General features: G+C 54.9%; 16 protein-coding genes. 14 read left to right on the plus strand and 2 right to left on the minus strand.

Features of this window, described 5'->3' with window-relative positions; translation table 11 throughout:
• Positions 1-38: 38 nt before the first annotated feature.
• The 9 genes from carA to JTP09_RS00505 all read left to right on the plus strand — a co-directional run bounded on the left by carA (position 39) and on the right by JTP09_RS00505 (position 11,673).
• Entirely contained in the window at positions 39-1,199 is a 1,161-nt protein-coding gene (gene carA / locus JTP09_RS00465; protein ID WP_204875828.1) for a glutamine-hydrolyzing carbamoyl-phosphate synthase small subunit, read from the plus strand.
• 16 nt (positions 1,200-1,215) lie between these two features.
• Positions 1,216-4,521: a carbamoyl-phosphate synthase large subunit gene (carB, locus tag JTP09_RS00470; RefSeq protein WP_204875830.1), complete on the plus strand. Its 3,306-nt coding sequence runs from the start codon at positions 1,216-1,218 to the stop codon at positions 4,519-4,521.
• Positions 4,518-5,384: an orotidine-5'-phosphate decarboxylase gene (pyrF, locus tag JTP09_RS00475; RefSeq protein WP_204875831.1), complete on the plus strand. Its 867-nt coding sequence runs from the start codon at positions 4,518-4,520 to the stop codon at positions 5,382-5,384. Before carB ends, pyrF begins: the two co-directional genes overlap by 4 nt.
• 112 nt (positions 5,385-5,496) lie before the next feature.
• Positions 5,497-5,811, plus strand: coding sequence for an integration host factor, actinobacterial type (gene mihF / locus JTP09_RS00480; RefSeq protein WP_204875833.1), 315 nt, complete (start codon positions 5,497-5,499; stop codon positions 5,809-5,811).
• 18 nt (positions 5,812-5,829) lie between these two features.
• Positions 5,830-6,402, plus strand: coding sequence for a guanylate kinase (gene gmk, locus JTP09_RS00485; protein WP_204875835.1), 573 nt, complete (start codon positions 5,830-5,832; stop codon positions 6,400-6,402).
• A 186-nt stretch (positions 6,403-6,588) separates the two neighbouring features.
• A complete protein-coding gene (gene rpoZ, locus JTP09_RS00490; protein WP_240333873.1) occupies positions 6,589-6,978 on the plus strand; it encodes a DNA-directed RNA polymerase subunit omega in 390 nt (129 codons plus the stop codon).
• A 24-nt stretch (positions 6,979-7,002) separates the two neighbouring features.
• Entirely contained in the window at positions 7,003-8,256 is a 1,254-nt protein-coding gene (coaBC, locus tag JTP09_RS00495) for a bifunctional phosphopantothenoylcysteine decarboxylase/phosphopantothenate--cysteine ligase CoaBC (protein WP_204875839.1), read from the plus strand.
• 41 nt (positions 8,257-8,297) lie between these two features.
• Positions 8,298-9,503, plus strand: coding sequence for a methionine adenosyltransferase (gene metK, locus JTP09_RS00500; protein ID WP_204875841.1), 1,206 nt, complete (start codon positions 8,298-8,300; stop codon positions 9,501-9,503).
• A 10-nt stretch (positions 9,504-9,513) separates the two neighbouring features.
• Positions 9,514-11,673: a primosomal protein N' gene (locus JTP09_RS00505; RefSeq protein ID WP_239478535.1), complete on the plus strand. Its 2,160-nt coding sequence runs from the start codon at positions 9,514-9,516 to the stop codon at positions 11,671-11,673.
• Between the two features lie 9 nt (positions 11,674-11,682).
• Here JTP09_RS00505 and JTP09_RS00510 read toward each other — a convergent pair whose 3' ends face one another.
• Both JTP09_RS00510 and JTP09_RS00515 read right to left on the minus strand, forming a co-directional pair.
• Positions 11,683-12,780 (minus strand): glycosyltransferase family 1 protein, encoded by a 1,098-nt coding sequence (locus tag JTP09_RS00510; protein ID WP_204875845.1) that lies wholly within the window; start codon positions 12,778-12,780, stop codon positions 11,683-11,685.
• Complete coding sequence (locus JTP09_RS00515; RefSeq protein ID WP_370592454.1) at positions 12,777-13,661, minus strand: alpha/beta fold hydrolase; 885 nt, start codon at positions 13,659-13,661, stop codon at positions 12,777-12,779. Before JTP09_RS00515 ends, JTP09_RS00510 begins: the two co-directional genes overlap by 4 nt.
• 343 nt (positions 13,662-14,004) lie before the next feature.
• Between JTP09_RS00515 and leuS the strand changes: the two genes are divergently transcribed.
• The 5 genes from leuS (at position 14,005) to JTP09_RS00540 (ending at position 21,019) form a co-directional block, all read left to right on the plus strand.
• A complete protein-coding gene (gene leuS / locus JTP09_RS00520; protein WP_204876593.1) occupies positions 14,005-16,473 on the plus strand; it encodes a leucine--tRNA ligase in 2,469 nt (822 codons plus the stop codon).
• Between the two features lie 152 nt (positions 16,474-16,625).
• Positions 16,626-17,495, plus strand: coding sequence for a DegV family protein (locus JTP09_RS00525; RefSeq protein ID WP_204875847.1), 870 nt, complete (start codon positions 16,626-16,628; stop codon positions 17,493-17,495).
• A 175-nt stretch (positions 17,496-17,670) separates the two neighbouring features.
• A complete protein-coding gene (locus tag JTP09_RS00530) occupies positions 17,671-18,543 on the plus strand; it encodes a helix-hairpin-helix domain-containing protein (protein WP_204875849.1) in 873 nt (290 codons plus the stop codon).
• Between the two features lie 122 nt (positions 18,544-18,665).
• The gene (locus JTP09_RS00535; protein ID WP_204875851.1) at positions 18,666-20,093 is read left to right on the plus strand and encodes a ComEC/Rec2 family competence protein; all 1,428 of its coding nucleotides are present in this window, start codon (positions 18,666-18,668) and stop codon (positions 20,091-20,093) included.
• Positions 20,090-21,019 (plus strand): ComEC/Rec2 family competence protein, encoded by a 930-nt coding sequence (locus JTP09_RS00540; RefSeq protein WP_204875853.1) that lies wholly within the window; start codon positions 20,090-20,092, stop codon positions 21,017-21,019. The genes JTP09_RS00535 and JTP09_RS00540 overlap by 4 nt, the downstream gene beginning before the upstream one ends.
• Positions 21,020-21,036 lie beyond the last annotated feature (17 nt).

The raw sequence follows: 21,036 nt of genomic DNA on the forward strand, positions 1-21,036 counted from the left end.
CACTTATACTCATTTTTGACACAGAAAGAAAAGGATTCATGGCTACAAATTCAGCACAGAAGCTGGCGCTTCTAATCCTTGAAGACGGAACTGTATTCCGTGGCGCCGCTTACGGTGCAACCGGTTCAACTCTCGGTGAGGCTGTGTTCTCCACCGGCATGACCGGCTACCAGGAAACCCTGACCGACCCCTCCTACGCCGGTCAGATTGTTGTACAAACCGCACCGCACATCGGCAATACCGGTGTTAACGAGGAAGACGCGGAATCTCGCAAGATTTGGGTTGCTGGTTATGTGGTACGCGATGCCGCCCGCCGTGCCTCCAACTGGCGTAGCGAGCGCACCCTCGATGAAGAACTTATTGAGCAGGGCATCGTGGGCATTCAGGGTATTGATACCCGCGCCCTCACCCGTCACCTGCGCTCAGCTGGTTCGATGCGTGCCGGTATTTTTAGCGCAGACGCTGCGCAGCGTCCTGAAGCAGAACTGCTCGACGAGGTCAAAAACTCTGTACCGATGGCTGGTCGCGCCCTCGCTGATTCAGTATCAATCGATGAGGCGTACACCGTTGAACCCAAGAACTTCGGCTGGGATTCAGAGCCCAAGGCAACCCTCGTTGCTGTCGATCTGGGCATCAAGTCAATGACCCCCGAGCGTTTTGCTGAGCGCGGTGTGCGTGTTCACGTGGTGCCTGCTTCTTCAACTCTTGAAGATATCAACGGCTATAACCCTGACGGCGTATTCTTCTCGAACGGTCCTGGCGACCCCGCTACCGCCGATACCCAGGTGCAGCTTCTGCAGAGCGTTCTCAAGCAGGGCACTCCCTTCTTTGGCATCTGCTTTGGTAACCAGCTACTGGGTCGTGCCCTTGGCTTTGGCACCTACAAGTTGCCTTTCGGTCACCGCGGCATCAACCAGCCCGTGCTCGATAAGCTCACCGGCAAGGTAGAAATCACCGCCCAGAACCACGGTTTTGCTGTGGACGCGCCGGTTGAAGGCACCGTACAGGCACCCGAAGCTGAATTCGGCACCGTTGAGGTCTCACACGTTGGTCTGAACGATCAGGTGGTTGAGGGCTTGCGCTGCCTAGATATTCCTGCCTTTAGTGTGCAGTACCACCCCGAAGCGGCGGCAGGTCCTCACGACTCTGCCTACCTCTTTGACCGTTTTATTGACCTGATGCTCGAGAAGAAGAACTAAGAGAGAACCTCACACTATGCCACGCAGAAAAGATTTGAACAGTATTCTTGTTATTGGTTCTGGCCCCATTGTTATTGGTCAGGCAGCTGAGTTCGACTACTCGGGTACCCAGGCACTGCGCGTGCTCAAAGAAGAGGGCGTGCGCGTCATCCTGGTGAACTCCAACCCGGCTACCATTATGACTGACCCTGAGTTTGCTGATGCCACTTATATTGAGCCGATTACCCCTGAGGTGATTGAGAAGATTATCGCTAAGGAAAAGCCGGACGCGATTTTGCCGACCCTGGGCGGTCAGACCGCGCTCAACGCCGCGATTTCATTGGACGAAGCGGGAATTCTCGATAAGTATAAGGTTGAGCTGATTGGTGCGAACATCGAGGCAATCAACCTGGGTGAAGACCGCGAGGCGTTCAAGGGCGTTGTAGAGCGCGCTGGTGGCGAGTCAGCGCGCTCGGTAATTGTTCACACCATGGAAGAAGCGCTGGAAGCAGCCAAAGAACTCGGCTACCCCATGGTGGTGCGTCCTTCATTCACCATGGGCGGTTTGGGCTCAGGCCTTGCCTACAACGAAGAAGACCTCTACCGCATCGCAGGTGCAGGTATTCAGTACAGCCCCACCAGCGAGGTTCTGCTCGAAGAATCAATCCTAGGCTGGAAAGAATACGAGCTAGAGATGATGCGCGACACCAACGACAATGTGGTGGTCGTTTGCTCGATCGAAAACTTTGACCCCGTAGGCGTACACACCGGTGATTCCATCACCGTAGCCCCCGCGCTGACCCTCACCGACCGCGAATTCCAGAAGCTGCGCGATATCGCAATCAACGTGATTCGCGAAGTTGGCGTCGACACTGGTGGTTGCAACATTCAGTTCGCGATTGAGCCCAACACCGGTCGCGTGGTCGTTATCGAGATGAACCCCCGCGTCTCACGTTCATCAGCTCTCGCCTCCAAGGCAACCGGCTTCCCGATTGCTAAGATCGCAACCAAACTTTCGCTGGGCTACACCCTGGATGAAATCCCTAACGATATCACCCAGAAGACCCCGGCGTCCTTCGAACCTACCCTCGACTACGTCGTGGTTAAGGTTCCCCGTTTCGCTTTTGAGAAGTTTCCCGCAGCTGACCCGACCCTGACCACCACCATGAAGTCAGTGGGCGAGGCTATGGCACTGGGCCGTAACTTCACCGAAGCACTGCAGAAGGCGATGCGCTCGATGGAGCAGAAGAACTCGTCCTTCTCTTTCGTCAAGCCTGAGCTGACCGAAGCTGAACTTGCCGAGCTGATTGAAAAGACGAAGACTCCCACTACCGAGCGTATCTACCAGGTGCAACAGGCTCTGCTTGCCGGTGCAACCATTGAGCAGATGTACGAAGCAACTGCTATCGACCCCTGGTTCTTGGACCAGCTGGTACTGCTCAATGAGGTTGCCGAAGAGGTTTCTTCTAAGGCTGGGCATCTGGATGCTGACACCCTGCGTCTTGCTAAGCGTCACGGTTTCTCTGACGCTCAGATTGCAGAACTGACCCTCAACTCAGAAGCCGTGGTGCGCGGTGTTCGCCACGCTCTGGGTATTCGCCCGGTCTTTAAGACCGTTGATACTTGCGCAGCTGAGTTCGAGGCATTCACCCCCTACCACTATTCCTCCTATGATGCTGAGGACGAGGTAGCACCCCACGAAAAGCCTTCCATTATGATTCTGGGTTCGGGCCCCAACCGCATTGGTCAGGGCATTGAGTTCGATTACTCCTGTGTGCATGCCTCACTGGTTCTGCGCGAGGCGGGCTACGAGACCGTCATGGTTAACTGCAACCCCGAAACTGTCTCAACGGATTACGATGTGTCAACCCGTCTCTACTTTGAACCGCTCACCCTCGAAGATGTACTCGAGGTTGTTGAATCAGAACGCCGCACCGGTGGTTTGATGGGCGTGTTTGTACAGTTGGGTGGTCAAACCCCGCTGAAACTTGCTAAGGCTCTTAAAGAGGCTGGCATTCCAATTCTGGGTACCACCCCCGAAGCAATCGATCTTGCCGAAGACCGCGGGGAATTCGCGCGCGTCCTTGAAGAAGCTCAGCTGATTTCACCGAAGAACGGCACAGCCTTCACCTTCGAATCGTCCAAGAAGATTGCCGATGAAATCGGTTACCCCGTGCTGGTACGCCCCTCCTATGTGCTGGGTGGACGCGGCATGGAAATCGTGTATGACGAAGCTCAGTTGGCACGTTACCTTGAAAACGCTACTGAGGTTTCGCCCTCACAACCCGCTCTCATTGATAAGTTCCTTGAGGACGCCATCGAAATCGACGTGGATGCTCTCTACGACGGAGAAGACATGTACCTCGGAGGCATCATGGAGCACATCGAAGAGGCAGGTATTCACTCCGGTGACTCAGCGTGTACGCTGCCCCCGATTACCTTGGGCACCGACATCCTTGAACGAGTCAAAGAAGCAACCTTCAAGATTGCTCAGGGCGTGGGTGTCAAGGGTCTGATTAACATGCAGTTCGCGGTTGCTTCAGATATTCTCTATGTCATTGAAGCTAACCCCCGTGCATCGCGTACCGTTCCTTTCGTTTCTAAAGCAACCGGTGTGCAGCTGGCGAAGGCAGCGGCACTGATTGGCGTGGGTAAGACCATTGCTGATCTGAAGGCTGACGGTGTTTTGCCGAGCAAGATGGACGGCGCATCCTTACCCGATGAGACTGCTATTGCGGTCAAAGAGGTTGTACTACCCTTCAACCGCTTCCGCACCCCCGAGGGTATTGTGGTTGATTCACTGCTGGGCCCGGAAATGCGTTCAACCGGTGAGGTCATGGGTCTTGACCGCTACCTCGATACCGCTTTCGCCAAGGCCCAAACAGCAGTGGGGGCCAAGCTACCCACCGAAGGCAAGGTCTTTGTGTCAGTGGCTAACCGCGATAAGCGCAGCACCATCATCTATGTGAAGATGCTAGAGCAGCTGGGCTTTGACATTGTTTCCACCGGCGGCACCGCTGCTGTGCTCCGCCGCAACGGCGTTATTTCGCAGGTTGTACCTAAGATCGGTGAAGAAGCTGAGGGTGAGCCCTCAATTGTCGATATGATTCGCGAGGGCGAGATCAACCTGATTTTCAATACGCCTTCAGGTGGTCAGGCTCGCGGTGATGGCTACCAGATTCGCGCGGCGGCAACCAGTATCGGTTGCCCCATCGTCACCACTATCTCTGAATTTGGTGCGGCGGTTCAGGCAATTAACGCTCTGCGCGAGTACAGCTGGGACGTCATGAGTTTGCAGGAGCATGAAGCTCAGCTTCTTGACTCAGTCGAGGCACGAGCATGAGCAATCCGTCAGTAGAAAAGATGCCTTTCGGCGATCGGCTGGCAACAGCCATCAGCGAGCGCGGTTCTCTGTGCGTGGGTATTGACCCGCACGCCCAGTTGTTGGAGCAGTGGGGACTGCCCGATAACGCTGAGGGTCTGCGAGCTTTTACTGAGGCTGTGGTTGAGGGGTGCGGTGACCACGTTGCAGCCTTCAAGCCGCAGGTAGCTTTCTTTGAGCGCCATGGAGCCGCTGGCTTTCAGGTGCTTGAAGAGTTGTTCACCGAGGCGCGTGTACGAAATATTCTGATTATTGCTGATGCCAAGCGCGGTGATATTGGCTCAACGATGAAGGCCTATGCTGATTCATGGTTGGGTAGTTCACCGTTAGCTACTGACTCTGTGACGTTGAGCCCCTATCTGGGTTTTGAGTCTTTGCGTCCGGCACTAGATGCAGCTGATAAGCATCAGCGTGGCACCTTTGTATTGGCGCTCACCTCAAACCCTGAAGGACGCTCGGTACAGCATATCGGAGGCACAGCGTCCGTAGCCCGTTCTATCATCGAGCAAGCTCATGCTGAGAACGAGCGTAGCAGCTGGTACCATATGGGCTCATGTGGTCTGGTGGTGGGTGCTACTGTGGGGCAGGCGCTTGTAGATTTGGAGATTGACCTCTCCAGCTTCAACGGGCCCATTTTGGCACCCGGTTACGGTGCGCAAGGTGCAACAGCTGCTGACCTGTATTCTGTATTCTCAGGAATTGAGAAACAGGTACTGGTGAATTCGAGCCGTGGCGTTTTGGCGCACGGTCCAAACACCGATTCTTTGCGCGAAGCTGCCGAAGCGTCGCGCGAAGATCTCTTGACGGTTTTGAACGCCGCCTAAAACTATTGCATAACCTATCTTGTGCGAAAGTGTCCCTGATGAGCCGATATCAATCGGTGAATGGGGAACAGGGACGCTTTCGCGATAGAGATATTTTTTACTTGGGGTAAAGATGATTATTAAGCCACTCACCAATGAGCAGCGAGCCGAAGCAAGAGCGAAGGCTAATATTTCACGTGCAGCACGAGCTGCCGTCAAAGAAGATTTAAAACAGCGCAAAATAACTGTTGAAGAAGTTCTTGAGCGGTCGAAATCTGACGAAGCGCTGAGTAGACTGAAAGTAATGGATTTGCTTCGCTCTATCCCCAGCATTGGCGAGATAAAGGCTGAGGCTATCATGGCAGAACTCAATATTGCGTCTTCGCGGCGACTGCGTGGATTAGGCATTCACCAGCGTCAGGCGCTCATTGATTACCTTAATCGCTAACACACAAGGTGGTAACAGATGGCAGAGAAAACAGCACCCAAACTAACAGTACTTGCAGGCCCTACGGCTGTGGGCAAGGGTACCGTTTCTGCTTACATTCGTAAGAACTACCCGCAGGTGTGGTTTTCTGTATCTGCTACTACTCGCGACCCTCGCCCGGGTGAGGTTGACGGCGAGCACTACTATTTTACTTCTGAAGAAGCATTCGATGCGATGGTTGATAACCGTCAGATGCTGGAGTGGGCTGTTGTTCACAACTCTTACAAGTACGGCACCATGCGCACCATGGTTGAGGATGCGTTAGAGGCAGGCAAGCACGTTTTCTTGGAAATCGATATTCAGGGTGCTCGTCAGATTCGTAACAACATGCCCGACGCCCAGTTCATTTTCTTGGCTCCTCCGAGTTGGGAAGAGCTGGTGAACCGTTTGGTTGGTCGTAACACCGAAACTAAAGAAGAGCAGGCAGCTCGCTTGGAGACCGCTAAAGACGAGCTAGCTGCTGAGGTCGAGTTCGATGAAACCGTTATCAATGATGAGGTTGAGCGCGCCGCAGAGGAAATCATCGCCCTGATGGGTCTGAACAAAAAATAGGGTTTTCTCATGCCGATATGCCCTGTGAATTGCTCAAGGCACGTGTTCTTGGTGCGGCTCACAGGGCTTTTGCGTGCCAAAATCCTGCGAACAGGCTATAGTTGATATTTAGTTTTGGCTCCGCTTATGGAGTTCTTGAAAGAAGCGGTACTCACCGCATTTTTACCGACAATTTTTGGAGTTTTCGTGGCTACTGCTCACAACGAAGAAGGAATCATCAACCCCAGTGCTGATGCCCTGATTGAGAAGGCTGAATCAAAGTACGGTTTGGTGATTTTTGGTGCGCGTCGTGCTCGCCAGATCAACGCCTACTACTCGCAGCTTCACGACAATCTCTACGATTTTGTAGGTCCCTTGGTGGATAGTGAGCCTAACGAGAAGGCGCTGTCTGTTGCAATGCGCGAAATCAACGAGGGTTTGATTGAAGCTAACCACGTGACTGATTCAAAGTTTGACGAGAACGGTCAGATTATTCACGAAGCTATGAGCGCTGACTTCTTCCCCGGTGATGTATACGGTGAAGAATTTGTTGACGCACCGGTGGTTGAGTTCGTAGACGCACCGGAATCAGAATAATTTTCTGCTAGAGACATTACTTTTATGCGTATTGTCGTTGGTATCGGAGGGGGCATTGCTGCGTATAAGGCAACAATGCTCCTTCGTCTATTTTCTAAGGCGGGGCATGAGGTTATTGCGATGCCTACTGCTGCCGCCCTTGAGTTCGTGGGTAAGCCTACACTTGAGGCACTCAGCAGCAATGAGGTGTCAGTCTCTGTTTTTGAGCGGGTACCCCAGGTTAATCACGTTGCTCAGGCTGAGCAGTGCGATGCGGTAGTGATTGCCCCTGCAACCGCTGATCTCATGGCTCGGTTGGCGATTGGACGCGCGGATGACCTGCTCAGTGCCACCGTGCTAACCACTCACGCCCCGGTGATTCTTGCTCCAGCGATGCACACGCAGATGTGGGAGCACCCGGCAACAGTCAAGAACGTTGAGACGCTGAGGTCTTTTGGCTATCACGTGATTGACCCCGCCGTGGGGCGTTTGACGGGCCCCGATTCGGGTGTGGGCAGAATGCCCGAACCCGAAGATATTTTCGCTCAGGCGCTGGAGATTATTAGTTCTGACGGAGGAGTGCTCGATGCCGCTGCCCCCGCTCAGCCTCAAGCCGGTGACCTGGCAGGACGGCGCGTCCTAGTCACCGCAGGAGGAACCCGTGAACCACTCGATCCCGTGAGGTTCTTGGGTAATCGTTCTTCTGGCAAACAGGGGGTTGCTATTGCACAAGCTGCGGTGGCGGCCGGTGCGCACGTCACCCTGATTGCCGCCCATATGGAGGTTGAGCCTCCAGCTGATGTGCGCGTCATCAAGGTTTCTACCGCCGATGAACTGCATCGCGAGGTGCTGGGAGAACTCAATACCCACGATGTGCTGGTCATGGCAGCAGCGGTTGCTGATTTTAAGCCTGCCCAGTTTGAGGCTTCCAAAATCAAGAAAACTGATGACCCTCACCAGGTACCGACCATAGAGCTGGTGCGTAACCCCGATATCCTCAAAGACGCGGTGGCACAGCGCGGCACAGGTTCTCTGCCTGCCACTATTGTGGGTTTTGCCGCTGAAACAGGGGATGCTACGACGTCAGCCCTCGAATTTGGACGAGCGAAACTTCAACGCAAGGGCTGCGATTTACTCGTGGTTAATGAGGTAGGCGAGACTAAAGGCTTCGGGCAAGATACCAACGAGATTTTCATTTTGAACCGCCGCACAGATGACGTTGTCAATGCCTCTGGCAGTAAGTATGACGTAGCGGTGACTCTCATGCGTAGTATTGCGCAACAACTCAATAATAATTAATCATTGCCCGCTTGACGGGTACGGAATGTACAGTGGTGAACGTGAGTAATAATCAGCATTTGCGCCTCTTTACCAGTGAGTCAGTCACTGAAGGCCACCCCGATAAAATTTGTGATCAGATTTCAGACGCCGTTCTTGACGGTCTGCTGACAGTAGACCCCACATCAAACGTCGCCGTTGAGACGATGGTGACCACTGGCCAGGTTATGGTTGCCGGTGAGGTAACCACTAAAGGTTACGTTGATATTCCCTCGATTGTGCGCAAAACAATCCTAGATATCGGCTATAACTCCTCAACCCACGGTTTTGACGGCCAGTTTTGCGGTGTCTCCGTCTCTATTGGCGAGCAGTCCCTAGATATCAACTCTGGCGTCTACAACTCCCTTGAGGTGCGCCAGAATACGGCGAAGGATGACTACGATACCCAGGGCGCTGGTGACCAGGGCATCATGTTCGGTTACGCATCGAATGAAACTGATGTCTTGATGCCAGCCCCCATTTGGGCAGCTCACCGCCTTTCGGAACAGCTGACCAAGGTGCGTAAAAACGGTACTCTTGAGGGTCTGCGTCCTGATGGTAAAACCCAGGTCACGTTGGCTTACGACTCCAATCACGTACCCGTTGCTATTGACACTGTGGTGGTTTCAACCCAGCACGCTGCCGACTACGATCTCAAAGACCTTGAAAACGACGTGCGTGAGCAGGTCATCTCACCGGTTCTTGCAGGCATTGACCTCGATAGCTCACAGGCAAAGTTCATCATTAACCCTGCCGGTCAGTTTGTGCAGGGCGGTCCCGTAGGCGATGCCGGCTTGACCGGTCGCAAAATCATCGTTGATACCTACGGCGGTATGGCACGTCACGGCGGCGGTGCTTTCTCGGGTAAAGACCCCTCGAAGGTTGACCGTTCAGCTGCCTACGCTATGCGTTGGGTTGCCAAAAACGTAGTTGCAGCAGGTCTCGCTGACCGCGCTGAGGTACAGGTTGCCTACGCTATCGGTCAGGCCGCACCGGTGGGGCTTTACGTTGAAACCTTCGATACCGAAAAAGTTGATCCGGTGAAAATTGAGAAGGCAATCCGCGAGGTCTTTGACCTGCGTCCGCTGGCGATTATCAACGAGCTCGATTTGCGCCGCCCCATCTACGCTAAGACGGCAGCGCACGGTCACTTTGGGCGCACAGAGCCAGAGTTCACCTGGGAGCGCACAAACCGCGTAGATGCTCTCACTCAGGCAGTCGGCGCATAAAATAGAACCCATGGGTTCACAGAAAAATTCAGGATCCCTGCAAACAGATCTGTTGCAGGGATTTCCTGAACTTAAAGCACCAGCACTTGATACCGAGGTTGAGTTGCCGGTGGCGCGCGTCCAGCTGGATTCGCATATACCCCACCTCGACCGGCTTTTCGATTACGAGGTGCCCGAACACCTAGATGCCAGCGCCACGGTGGGCGCGCGCGTCAAAGTTAAGTTCTCTGGGCGTGAGATGCAGGGTTTCATTCGAGAGCGTGTGGCTGAGTCTTCCGTCCCCACCCGCATCCTACCCTTGCGCACGGTTATTTCACCGGTGCCGGTAGTCGGTCCCGAAATTTTTGACTTGGCGGACGCGGTGGCTCAACGTTGCAGCGGTACGGTTGCCGATGTTCTGCGTTTGGCTGTGCCGCCACGGGTAGCGAGGGTCGAAGATTGCTTGATTGCTACCGCGCAGACAACCCCTGAAACTCACGAGAGCCAAGAAGCTGAGAGCGATTCTGAAGCTGAGACAGCGCCGCCCGCTACGGTGTTTGACCTAGATTCGCTCTGGCGCGAGCCAGCAGAAGTAACAGCCCCTGCTACCTCAGCTTTTGATGCTTACACTCACGGCACCGAGTTTATAGAAGATCTCGCTGCGGGTGCTTCAGCCCGGGCGGTGATGACCCTTTTACCTGCCACCGGTGAATATCGTTGGGAATATGCTATGGCACAAGCTCTGCTCACTGTTCGAGCAACAGGACGCGGTGCTATTGGCGTGGTGCCCGACCAAAAAACACTCGCCCGCTTAGAAGATGCGCTCGATAGTTTGGGTGCCTCTGAGCACTTTGTCCGCCTGACCGCAGCAGATAAGCCCTCTCAACGCTACGAGAACTTCTTGAAAGTGCTCACCGGGGAGGTGCGGTTAGTGGTGGGCACTCGCTCTGCCGCCTATGCACCGGTTCATAACCTGGGCTTTGTGGCATGCTGGGATGACGCCGACGCTAACTTTATTGAGCCGCGTGCGCCCTACTGCCATGCCCGCGACGTACTTTTACTGCGTGCTGCAGCCACTGATGCAGCCGCCTTATTTATGAGCTACTCCCTGAGCAGCGAAAGCGCACGGTTGGTACGCACCCGCTGGGCAACCTATGTGGGTGCTGAGCGTCCTGCCGTGCGTGAGGCAACCCCTCGCGTCCTTACTGTGGGCGATGATTACCAACTGGCAAAAGATCCTCTTGCCGCTATTGCCCGCATTCCGCAACTTGCCTATAATTTGGCTCGTTCCGCCCTTGAGACGGGCCCGGTGCTGGTGCAGGTGGCGCGCTCTGGGTACGTTCCCAATCTGGCCTGCCAGCGCTGCAGAATGCCGGTGCGCTGTACCCACTGTTACGGGCCGGTTGCCGTGGGCAAGCGCGGGGGAGCACCCGAGTGCTCGTGGTGCGGTCGTGGAGTTCACACATGGGCTTGTAACGAGTGCGGGTTCACCCAGTGGCGCATGAGCTCAGTGGGGGCATTGCGTACCGCCGAAGAGCTAGGCAGGGCATTTCCTCAAGTACCCGTGATTTCTTCAGCAGGAGAACACATCAAAGCTGAAATCGATGACGAGCCAGCCCTCGTGATCGCCACCCCCGGTGCCGAGCCAGTGGCACCAAAAGGTTATGCGGCCGCCCTCTTGTTGGACGCTGATCGCATGATTCAGCGAGACTCCCTGCGAGCACCCGAAGAAGCCCTGCGACGCTGGTTCAACGCTGCTGCCCTGGTGCGTCCTTTTTCTGAAGGCGGACGCGTGGTGTCTACCGCCAGCGATTCGGTGGCTTTGCAAGCACTGGTGCGGTGGGACCCGGTGGGCTTTGCGCTGGATGAACTTAACCAACGCGGGGAGCTGGGACTGCCACCTGCCATGCGGACGGCGGCGGTCACGGGTGAGCCAGCTGCGGTACACGCTTTCATGCAGTCCTTGAACATTCCTGAAGGTGTGAGAGTTGTGGGACCCACCCCTTTAGACGATCCACGAGGGTTCTACGAGGAAGAACCAGAGACTACGCTGGTACGCGCCATTCTCTTCTTCTCCTACAGCACGGCGACCATGGTGACCCCCATGCTCAGGTCAGCACGCGCGTCCGCCTCAGCTCTGAGGCTACACCCACCGGTGCAAATTCGCTGCGATGGGCTAGATATTCTCTAGTCCTTAGGGTTAGAGATCTTTGATAACTCGCAATAGCGTCAGCGCTGAATTCTGCCAGGAATAAGCCGCTGCGTCCTCTAAACCATTAAGAACCTGCGTGCTTTGAATATCGGTGTCTTCTAGCCAGCGCACATGCTGGGCAAAATCTTCGGGCTGATCGGCGGCAGCGAAGAAAGCGTGCGGAGCTATTTCCCTGAAAATGGGAATATCAGAAATAACGACAGGGCAACCAGCCGCCAGGGCTTCTACCACCGGCAGACCGTAGCCCTCGGCACGGGACGCGGTGAGCAGGGCTGCCGCAGACGATAGCATATGCCGGTAATCGCTCTCATCCACACCGTTATGAAAGGTGACGTTGGCGCCAGCCAGAGCACTCAGATGCATATGGTCTGCGCTATTAATCTTCGAGAGCAAATGCAGCTGATAGTCCGGCAGCAACTTCATTGCTTCCACCAAAGTTTCTACCCCCTTATAGGGCATAAAAGACCCCATGTAGAGCAGGTGCTTAGTGCGTCGTTCAGCCCGTTCGATGGCGGTGTCAGCACCGATGATAGAACCGGGCTGCGGAGCGTTAGGCACAATATGAACCGGTCGCTTTGTCAGCTTGTGCTCAGCGATCTGAGCTGCCGTGGTCTGGCTGACCGTTACCACCGCATCTGCCCGGTTAAGCAGCTTACGCTGCGGTTCAAAAGAAGTGTGGAAAGCACGCCAGCCCCAGCGAACGGTCATCGGTAGAAAACTGGGAGGAGTCGGGTAATCGTAGTAAATCAAATCGTGCAGGGTCAGCAGCAGCTTAAATTTACGCCCCACAGAACCAATAGTTTGCATGGGGGAAAATACGACATCGGGAGAGAACTTGTTAAGCTGACGCGCCGCTAAAAGCTCTAAAGAGCCGGTGGGTGAGCAAATTTTAACGTGCGGTACATCAGGGAGCATCTTCAACTGCGCCGGATCAGAAATCGCCATAACCAGCTCAAAACCGGCAGGGACCTCTGGGTGTTTTGTATCAACCAGATTCTTGAGCGCATCAATGAGGGACGCTGTATAGCGAGAAATCCCGTCATGGTAGTCAGTGCGGGTATAGCGGGCGTCAATAATGAGCTTCACAGCGCGTCCTTCACAAAATCTTTAATCAGAGTTGCCGCCCGTTGGGGGGTCTCATAGTGAATAAGATGACCTACCCGTTCAATGACGTCCATGCGGCCAAGGTTTAAAGAAGTGTACATGGCGCGTGCTGTCGCAAGCGAACCTAAATCATCATCTTCTGCGACAATCATCTGAGTGGGCATCGGAAGGGCAGGGGCATAGTAGGCAGCGGTTTCGCTGATGGACGCCCGATACGCCTCTAGGACTGTGGCGCGGCTGCTGAAAGAGCCAAAGTGAGCATCGTGTTGGGCATCAATGAAATCGCGTAGCTCGGGGTTTTTGGTACGCATCATAAATCGGCTGGACGCGCGGGTTACAGGTGCCAGCCGTAGCCAACCGAACCCCAGTTTTTCGGGAAGACTCGCGCCTACGCTGTAGTAGCTTGACGCAAGAACAGAGACAACCTTTTGTTGCCCTTCGAGCGCAGGTTCAGAAATCGGGTTGATGAGACTCAGTTTCTTGGCGATGCCAGGGCGACTTGCTGCGGCATAGGTACACACGATAGAGCCAAAAGAATGCCCCACCAAAACCTGCGGCGGTGAGCTCAAAGTGGCGATGAACTCCACCAACCAGCTAGCGTATGTTGAAATAGAATGCTGAGCGTTGGGAATGGACTCACTCACCCCAAAACCGGGCAGATCAGGTATCACAACGTGAAAACTCTGAGAGAGTTTCTGAGCAATGAGTTCTAGCCCGTGGTGATCGCCGCGAAAGCCGTGTACCAGCACCGCCAGCGGGTTCTTTTCGCTACCATAGACCCAGTAGTGGGTTTCAGACCCCAAGACCTGCACGCTGCGCTGACTGCCGCGGTCTATTGACTGCATAACCGGTTCGAAAACCACGGGTGCCTCCTTGGCGAGAAACCTTGTCTCTAAAAAATAGGCGCAAGCGAACTCAACTGCGCACGAGTACAAGGCACCAGTTTACTCGCAAACCACGAGCTACCGGCAGCGGGGCGCAAACGTTTAGTGTACTGATGCACTGAGGTATCTGTGGTCTACCTCGTGAGAAGATATTTAGTTCCTGCTCGCCCGAACACGATAGACTATAACCACTTCATAAAAGCCCCGGTTGGGTAGCGCTGTGCTTTCTATCTCGATAGACGGTCAGTCCTACATTTTTCAACACGGGATTTGATGACACACAACGTATATGTAAGGAATTGCCTTGTCTCACGAGACAGAAATGAACGGCTCCTCCTACGACTTCAAGACTATTGAAGCGAAGTGGCAGCCCTACTGGGAAGAAACCGGTGTCTACGCACCCACCAATGACCCCGCCAAAGAGAACCGCTACGTGCTCGATATGTTCCCCTATCCCTCGGGTGACCTGCATATGGGGCACGCTGAGGCATTCGTTATTGGCGACGTCAACGCTCGTTTCTGGCGTCAGCAGGGCATGGATGTTCTGCACCCCATTGGTTGGGACTCCTTCGGTTTGCCCGCAGAAAACGCGGCAATCAAGAACAACACCCACCCCAAAGAGTGGACCTACAAGAACATTGAGACCCAAGCTAACTCCTTCAAACGCTACGGTATCGCCGTTGACTGGGACCGCCGCCTGCACACCTCAGATCCCGAGTACTACAAGTGGACGCAGTGGCTCTTTCAGCAGTTCTACAAAAAGGGCCTAGCTTACCGTAAGTTCTCCAAAGTGAACTGGTGCCCCAAAGACCAGACCGTTCTTGCTAACGAGCAGGTCGTTAACGGCGAGTGCGAGCGCTGCGGCACCGCCGTAACCAAAAAAGATTTGAACCAGTGGTATTTCAAGATCACTGAGTACGCCCAGCAGCTGCTGGACGATATGAAGGAGCTCGAAGGTCACTGGCCTGAGCGCGTCCTTGCTATGCAGAAAAACTGGATTGGTCGCTCAAGCGGTGCCGAGGTGAACTTTGTGGTTGCTGCCGGTGGTGGCAAAGAAGAAACCAGTATTCCGGTGTTTACTACCCGCCCCGATACTCTCTACGGCGCAACCTTCTTTGTGGTGGCAGCGGACTCTCAGCTAGCACTGGACTTGGTGGCTGAAGACCAGCAGGACGCTTTGGAGACTTATCGCGAAGAGATTAAGGCGCTCAGCGATATTGAGCGTCAGTCAACTGAACGCGAGAAAACCGGTGTCTTTACCGGTCGTTACGCCGTTAACCCGCTGACCGGTGCTGAATTGCCGATTTGGGCTTCTGACTATGTGCTGGCTGACTACGGTACCGGCGCTATTATGGCTGTGCCCGCCCACGATCAGCGTGACCTGGATTTCGCGAAGAAGTTTGATATTCCGGTGGTGAGTGTTCTCGATACTGGTGAAGACGATCCGGCAGAGACCGGTGTTGCTACTGCCGGTGAAGGTACGCTCATTAACTCTGGTGAGCTTACCGGTCTGTCAAAGGCTGAGGGTATTGCCAAGGCTATTGAAATCATTGAAGCCGCAGGCACTGGCGAGGGTAAAACCATCTACCGTCTGCGCGACTGGTTGCTCTCACGCCAGCGTTTCTGGGGCACACCCATTCCCGTAATCCACTGTGAAAAGTGCGGCGAAGTGCTGGTGCCCGAAGAACAGCTGCCCGTGTTGCTTCCCGATAACCTCAAGGGCGAAGATTTGGCGCCCAAGGGTCAGTCTCCTTTGGCGGCAGCTACCAACTGGAACAATGTGGAATGCCCCGAATGCGGCGGCGAAGCCAAGCGCGACTCGGACACCATGGACACTTTCGTGGATTCCTCCTGGTACTTCTTGCGTTACGTTTCACCCGGTTATGACCAGGCTCCCTTCGATCCCGAGCAGATGAAAAAGTGGGGGCAGGTCGATATGTACGTGGGCGGTGTAGAACACGCTATCTTGCACCTACTCTATGCACGATTCTTCACCAAGGTCATTCGCGATTTGGGTCTAATTGAACACGGTGAACCCTTCAAGGCACTGATGAACCAGGGGCAGGTACTCAACCAGGGCAAGGCAATGTCTAAGTCTTTGGGCAACGGTGTTGACTTGGGTGAACAGCTCGATATCTTCGGCGTGGATGCGGTACGTACCACCATGGTGTTCGCGTCCCCGCCCGAAGATGATGTCGACTGGGCAGATGTTTCCCCCGGCGGTGCGTCCAAGTTTTTGGCGCGTGCCTGGCGCATTGCCAGCGATATCACTAGCGAGATGGGGGCGGACGCGTCCACCGGTGATGTTGCCCTGCGTCGCATTACCCACCGCACCCTCAATGACGCTGCTCAGCTGGTTGAAAGCGGTAAGTTCAACGTGGTGGTTGCTAAGACCATGGAACTGGTGAACGCTACTCGTAAAACCATCGACTCGGGTGCCGGCGCAGCGGATCCGGCAGTACGTGAAGCTGCTGAGGCTCTAGCGATTCTGCTTTCTCTCTACGCACCGTATGTTGCAGAAGATATGTGGCATACTCTAGGCTATGACGCTCCCGTGCTCACTGCTGGCTGGCCCACCGTTGACCCCGCTTTGCTGGTTGATGATACTGTCACCGCCGTGGTGCAGGTCAAGGGCAAGGTCAAAGACCGCCTAGAGGTTGCTAAAGATATCTCCGCCGCTGACCTTGAGAAGCTGGCGCTGGGATCTGAGACGATCCAGAAGGCGCTGGCTGGAGCAGAGATTCGCAAGGTGATTGTTCGTGAACCCAAGCTCGTGAACATTGTGATTTAGTCACCTGCTATCAAAAACAGTAAGGAGGGGCAGAATCTGTGCTATAAGGCAGGTTCTGCCTCTGCTGTGTACTGGGGCGCTGGTTCTTGCTCATATCGAGGTTACGGGTAGTGAGGGAGGCAGGTAACTGGCAACCATCTTAGAATAGTTCTATGCCTAAAATCGCCGTTGTTACCGATACCGCCTGCGCACTACCGTCTGAGACTGTGCAGGAGTTTACTGCCAGCGGGAGGTTTGCACAGGTTCCCCTGCCGGTGAGTGTTGGCGGTGCAACGGTTGCGGAGGCTGATACTTCTGAGCGCATCACCCTCGCCCACATTCAGGGGGAACCTGTCACCACCTCAGCACCGGGGCTGGGCGCTCTCCTCCGAATCTATGAAGATTTTGAGGCACAGGGATTCGATGCCATCTTTTCGGTGCATCTTTCGGGCGAGCTTTCGAGTACCGTTCAGGTTGCCCACACAGCTGCACGCAACATGAAAATTCCCGTCTACGTCATTGATACTCGTACCGTGGCAATGGCTCAGGGGCTGGTGGTTGAGCAGCTGATGCGCGCCAGCGCCCTGGGGCTAGAGGCACCCGTACTTGCTGAGTACGCTATGGACGTTGCCGATAACACCCGTCTCTTCTTTTACGTACCCACCCTCGAAGCACTGCGACGGGGCGGACGTATACACCCCGCTCTCGCGACCGTGGGGCAGATGTTCCAAATTAGACCGGTGGCAACGGTGGACGACGGCAAGCTGGTCTATCTTGAACGCCCCCGCACCATCGCCCGTGCTAAAGCCTCTTTAGTACACTATATTCAGCGCGAATCGCAGCGTCCCCGAGATTTCTGGATGCCTGAGGAAGGTCTACTAGCACCAAAAGGCAAAGTTGTCGCTGTTCACTACAGCGGAAATACAGCTGAAGCACACCGGTTTGTCGAAGAACTTAACGCGCCCCAGGCAACCGTTACTCCGCTGCCAGATGTTCTGGCGGCACATACCGGGGTGGGCGTGCTTGCTGCGGTCACTTACTAAGCCGCGTATCTTTCAGCTTGAGAGAAAATGGGGGTGAATTTTCCACAGTAAAAAATTGTGGACACACAGCAATTGTGGACACCCACAGGTGTGGATACTACCGTTTAGAGGCGGGGTATCCACAGATTTTCAGCTTTCTCTGGGCACACCGAGAATCTAGATTTATTCTGGGGGCATGAACCAAGAACCCCTAGAACCTCACGACTCCACGGACGCGGTCGCACAGCTGCTTGCTAGACGGCGGCAAGCTGCGGGGCGCGTCCGCCCGGACTTCACCGGGTCTCGCAGCGCCCACCACTATGAACAGCTCGCCGACTCAGAAGAGGGCATTCAACCTCAACCACTGCGACGTAGCGTAGTGCGCTGGCGACCGCCGGCACTTCCAAAAGTGCTCATTGGTTCAGTGGTGGCAATCAGTGCGGTAATTATTGGTTTTACTCTCAGCACCCCGGAAGATTCTCAGTCGGTATCCCTCACGCAGCAGGTATTAGAGACCCAACCACCTTCAACAGGTGATGTGATGAGATCTACTTCGGAACCTGACCCTGCCACCGCCGAGAGGGGAAACTCTGCCCAGCTTGTGCAATCTGGCGAACAACCCCTACTAGTACACGTCACAGGTGCGGTGAACTCTCCGGGGGTTTTTGAGCTACCAGCTGGTGCTCGTGCTATCGAGGCAGTGGAGAAAGCCGGGGGAGTAACCTCTGAGGCTGATACCTCAACGGTTAATTTGGCTGCTCCGCTGACCGATGGAACTCAGCTTTATGTTCCGGTAATCGGTGAGCAGGCGCGTCCTGAGCAGCCCGTTTCTGCCAAGGTGCCCGAAACAAGGAACACCAATTCAGCTGCTGTTGGGCAGAAAATTAATATCAACACAGCTACCAGTGAAGAGCTGCAAACCCTGCCCAGCGTGGGACCATCCACCGCCCAAAAGATTATTGACTGGCGGCAAGCCAACGGCAGTTTTCAGCTGCCCGAAGAACTAGACCAGGTTAGCGGCATAGGGCCCGCGACGCTAGAACGCCTACTGCCGCTGGTGACCGTCTGATGTTCGCCCTCACATCTGCCCCATCTAAAGCTCGGAGCAAGAACGAACATGCCCGTGCTAAACCGCGAATCATTGACGTACGGCTGGTACCCGCTGCCCTGAGCGTATGGCTGGTAACTGCAATGGTGCTTGCACGCCCGCAGCTGGTTGTTTTTCTAGTAGTTGTGACTGCTCTGAGCGCAGCTGCCGGAATGGCGCACGGTGTACCGGTCACCATTACGTTTGCAGGTCTGCTGACGCTGGTGCAGCTTGCCCTTCTGAGCGTCAACGGCACCGTGGCAGATGCACGCCACCTTCAGGCGGCACACGGCGAGCTGGTACGAATCGAGGGTGTCGTAACAGCCAGCGAACACGTCAATCATTCTGCGCGAACTACCGTGCAAGTTCTAGCCTTACACCGCGGGCAGCACCTTCACACCCCGCACCGCGAAATTTCTTTGACGGTCTTCACCCCACAGATCCTTCCCCAAGCCCAGAAAGTGAAGCTCACCGGAGTCTTAGAGATCCAAGGTTCCTACCTCAGGTTAAGCTCTGCAACGGCTGTGCCCCTCGCTTCATGGAGCGGTGTAGCACTGGGCAAGCAGGTACATCCCATTGACCGTTGGCGTAACACAATGCGAGAAACAACCCGTCATCAGGTATCAAGCATTCTTAACGATGACCAAACGGCTCTCGTCTTGGGCATGACGTACGGCGATGACGCAGGCATGCGCGAGAAAACCAAGACCAGTTTTCAACAGGCTGGGCTCACTCACCTCACCGCTGTCTCTGGAGCAAATATTACCCTCATGTTCTTATTGGGGTACAGACTGCTGCAGTGGCTAAGAGCTGGCAGAAGTTTCTGCATCGTTGCCGGCGTGACGGTGATTATCGCTTACGCCCTGATGGTGGGGCATGAGCCTTCAGCCCTGCGGGCTCTCACGATGGGTCTCTTAGGAGCTAGCGCCATGCTTTTGGGCACAGGACGCTACTCACTGCCTTTATTATCAAGCGCTGTTATCATCAGCTTAGTAGCCCGTGCTGATTATGCCCTCAACTTTGGTTTTGCTCTTTCTGTCAGTGCTACTGCCGCGCTGATTCTGCTGGCACCGGCTCTGGCTCGGCACATGGCAACCGTGCTACCGCTGGTGGTAGCTGAAGTGATAGCAATTCCTGTGGCAGCAGGGCTGTGGTGCCTACCCCTTCTCGTTCTCATGGTAGGAGAAATCCAAACATATACCGTCCTTGCCAATGTACTGGCAACGCCGCTGGTAGCTCCCGTGACAGTTCTGGGCATCGTAATTGTGGTGCTTACTCCCGGTGCTGCATCACCGGCTGTTAGCTTTATCGTTGACGGTTGCTCAACCGCAGCGGGAGCGCTGGTACAACTCCTGATTAACATCGCTACCGCTACTTCAGCGCTACCTTCTAGCAGCATTCCTGTTGAACCAAGCGTCCTGAACATCGCCCTTATCTTTGCAGCAGTGGCTGCTCTGAGTGCCCTCGTGATAGTCAGTGATTGGCGAACCGGTGCTCGCGTTTACCTCAGCAGTAATCGGGGGCAGCTATGAAATCCACCAACGGTGGTGCAAAGAACCACCGCCTCAAAACCACTGTGATTCTGTGGACGATTGCAGCCGTCGTAGGTATCATCGCTGGCTTGCATTTTGGCGGCAAACACCATCTGGTACCTCCTCAATGGGCGGTAATAACGTGCGATGTAGGGCAGGGGAGCGCAGCGCTACTACGCACCGATGACAATAGCGCGGTGCTCATTGATACGGGGGACTCTCCGGACGCGCTCACCGACTGCCTGCGCTATGCCGGGGTAGAACGTATTGATGCTGTGATACTGACCCATAACCACAGTGACCATGTGGGGGCTCTCTCGGCTCTTCCTAGGGAGCCGCCCCTCTATACTTCAAAAGTTTTTGGCACATCATCAAGAGCAGCTATTCACCTGGCAGCGGGAGATACTCTTAGCTGGCAGGGGAGTGCTTGCCAGCTAACGACTCGCATCCTAGCGCCGTTTGGAGGTCAGGAGCCTGCAGCGAACGCTCAATCTGACCGATTGTCTTCTCAGCCCTACCGGGCACGAAGAGAGGGCAGAGGTGATTCTGCCAGCGAAAATAATGCGTCACTCGTGAGCCACACTGAGCTGATGTGCGCTGGCAGTGACCCACTGACCTACCTTGCACCGGGTGATCTCGAAGAAGAAGGCGTCAGACGGCTGCTGGCAACGTCAGGCGATCTTTCGGCTGATGTGGTGGCAGTACCCCACCACGGTTCTAAGGGCTCGGGAACGGCACTCTACCGAAAAGTTCAACCTACAGTAGCCCTTATTTCTGCGGGAACTCATAATGACTACGGGCACCCGCACCGAGAGATTACCGACCACCTTACAGCAGGAGGTGTCGCCCTGTACAACACTGCCCACGATGGGCACATTGCCCTCTACCGTGATACTGACCAAGTGCGTCTACACACCTCTAAGTAGCCCGAAACTGCGTGCGA

The sequence above is a fragment of the Rothia sp. ZJ1223 genome, from assembly GCF_016900985.1.
Lineage (GTDB): Bacteria > Actinomycetota > Actinomycetes > Actinomycetales > Micrococcaceae > Rothia.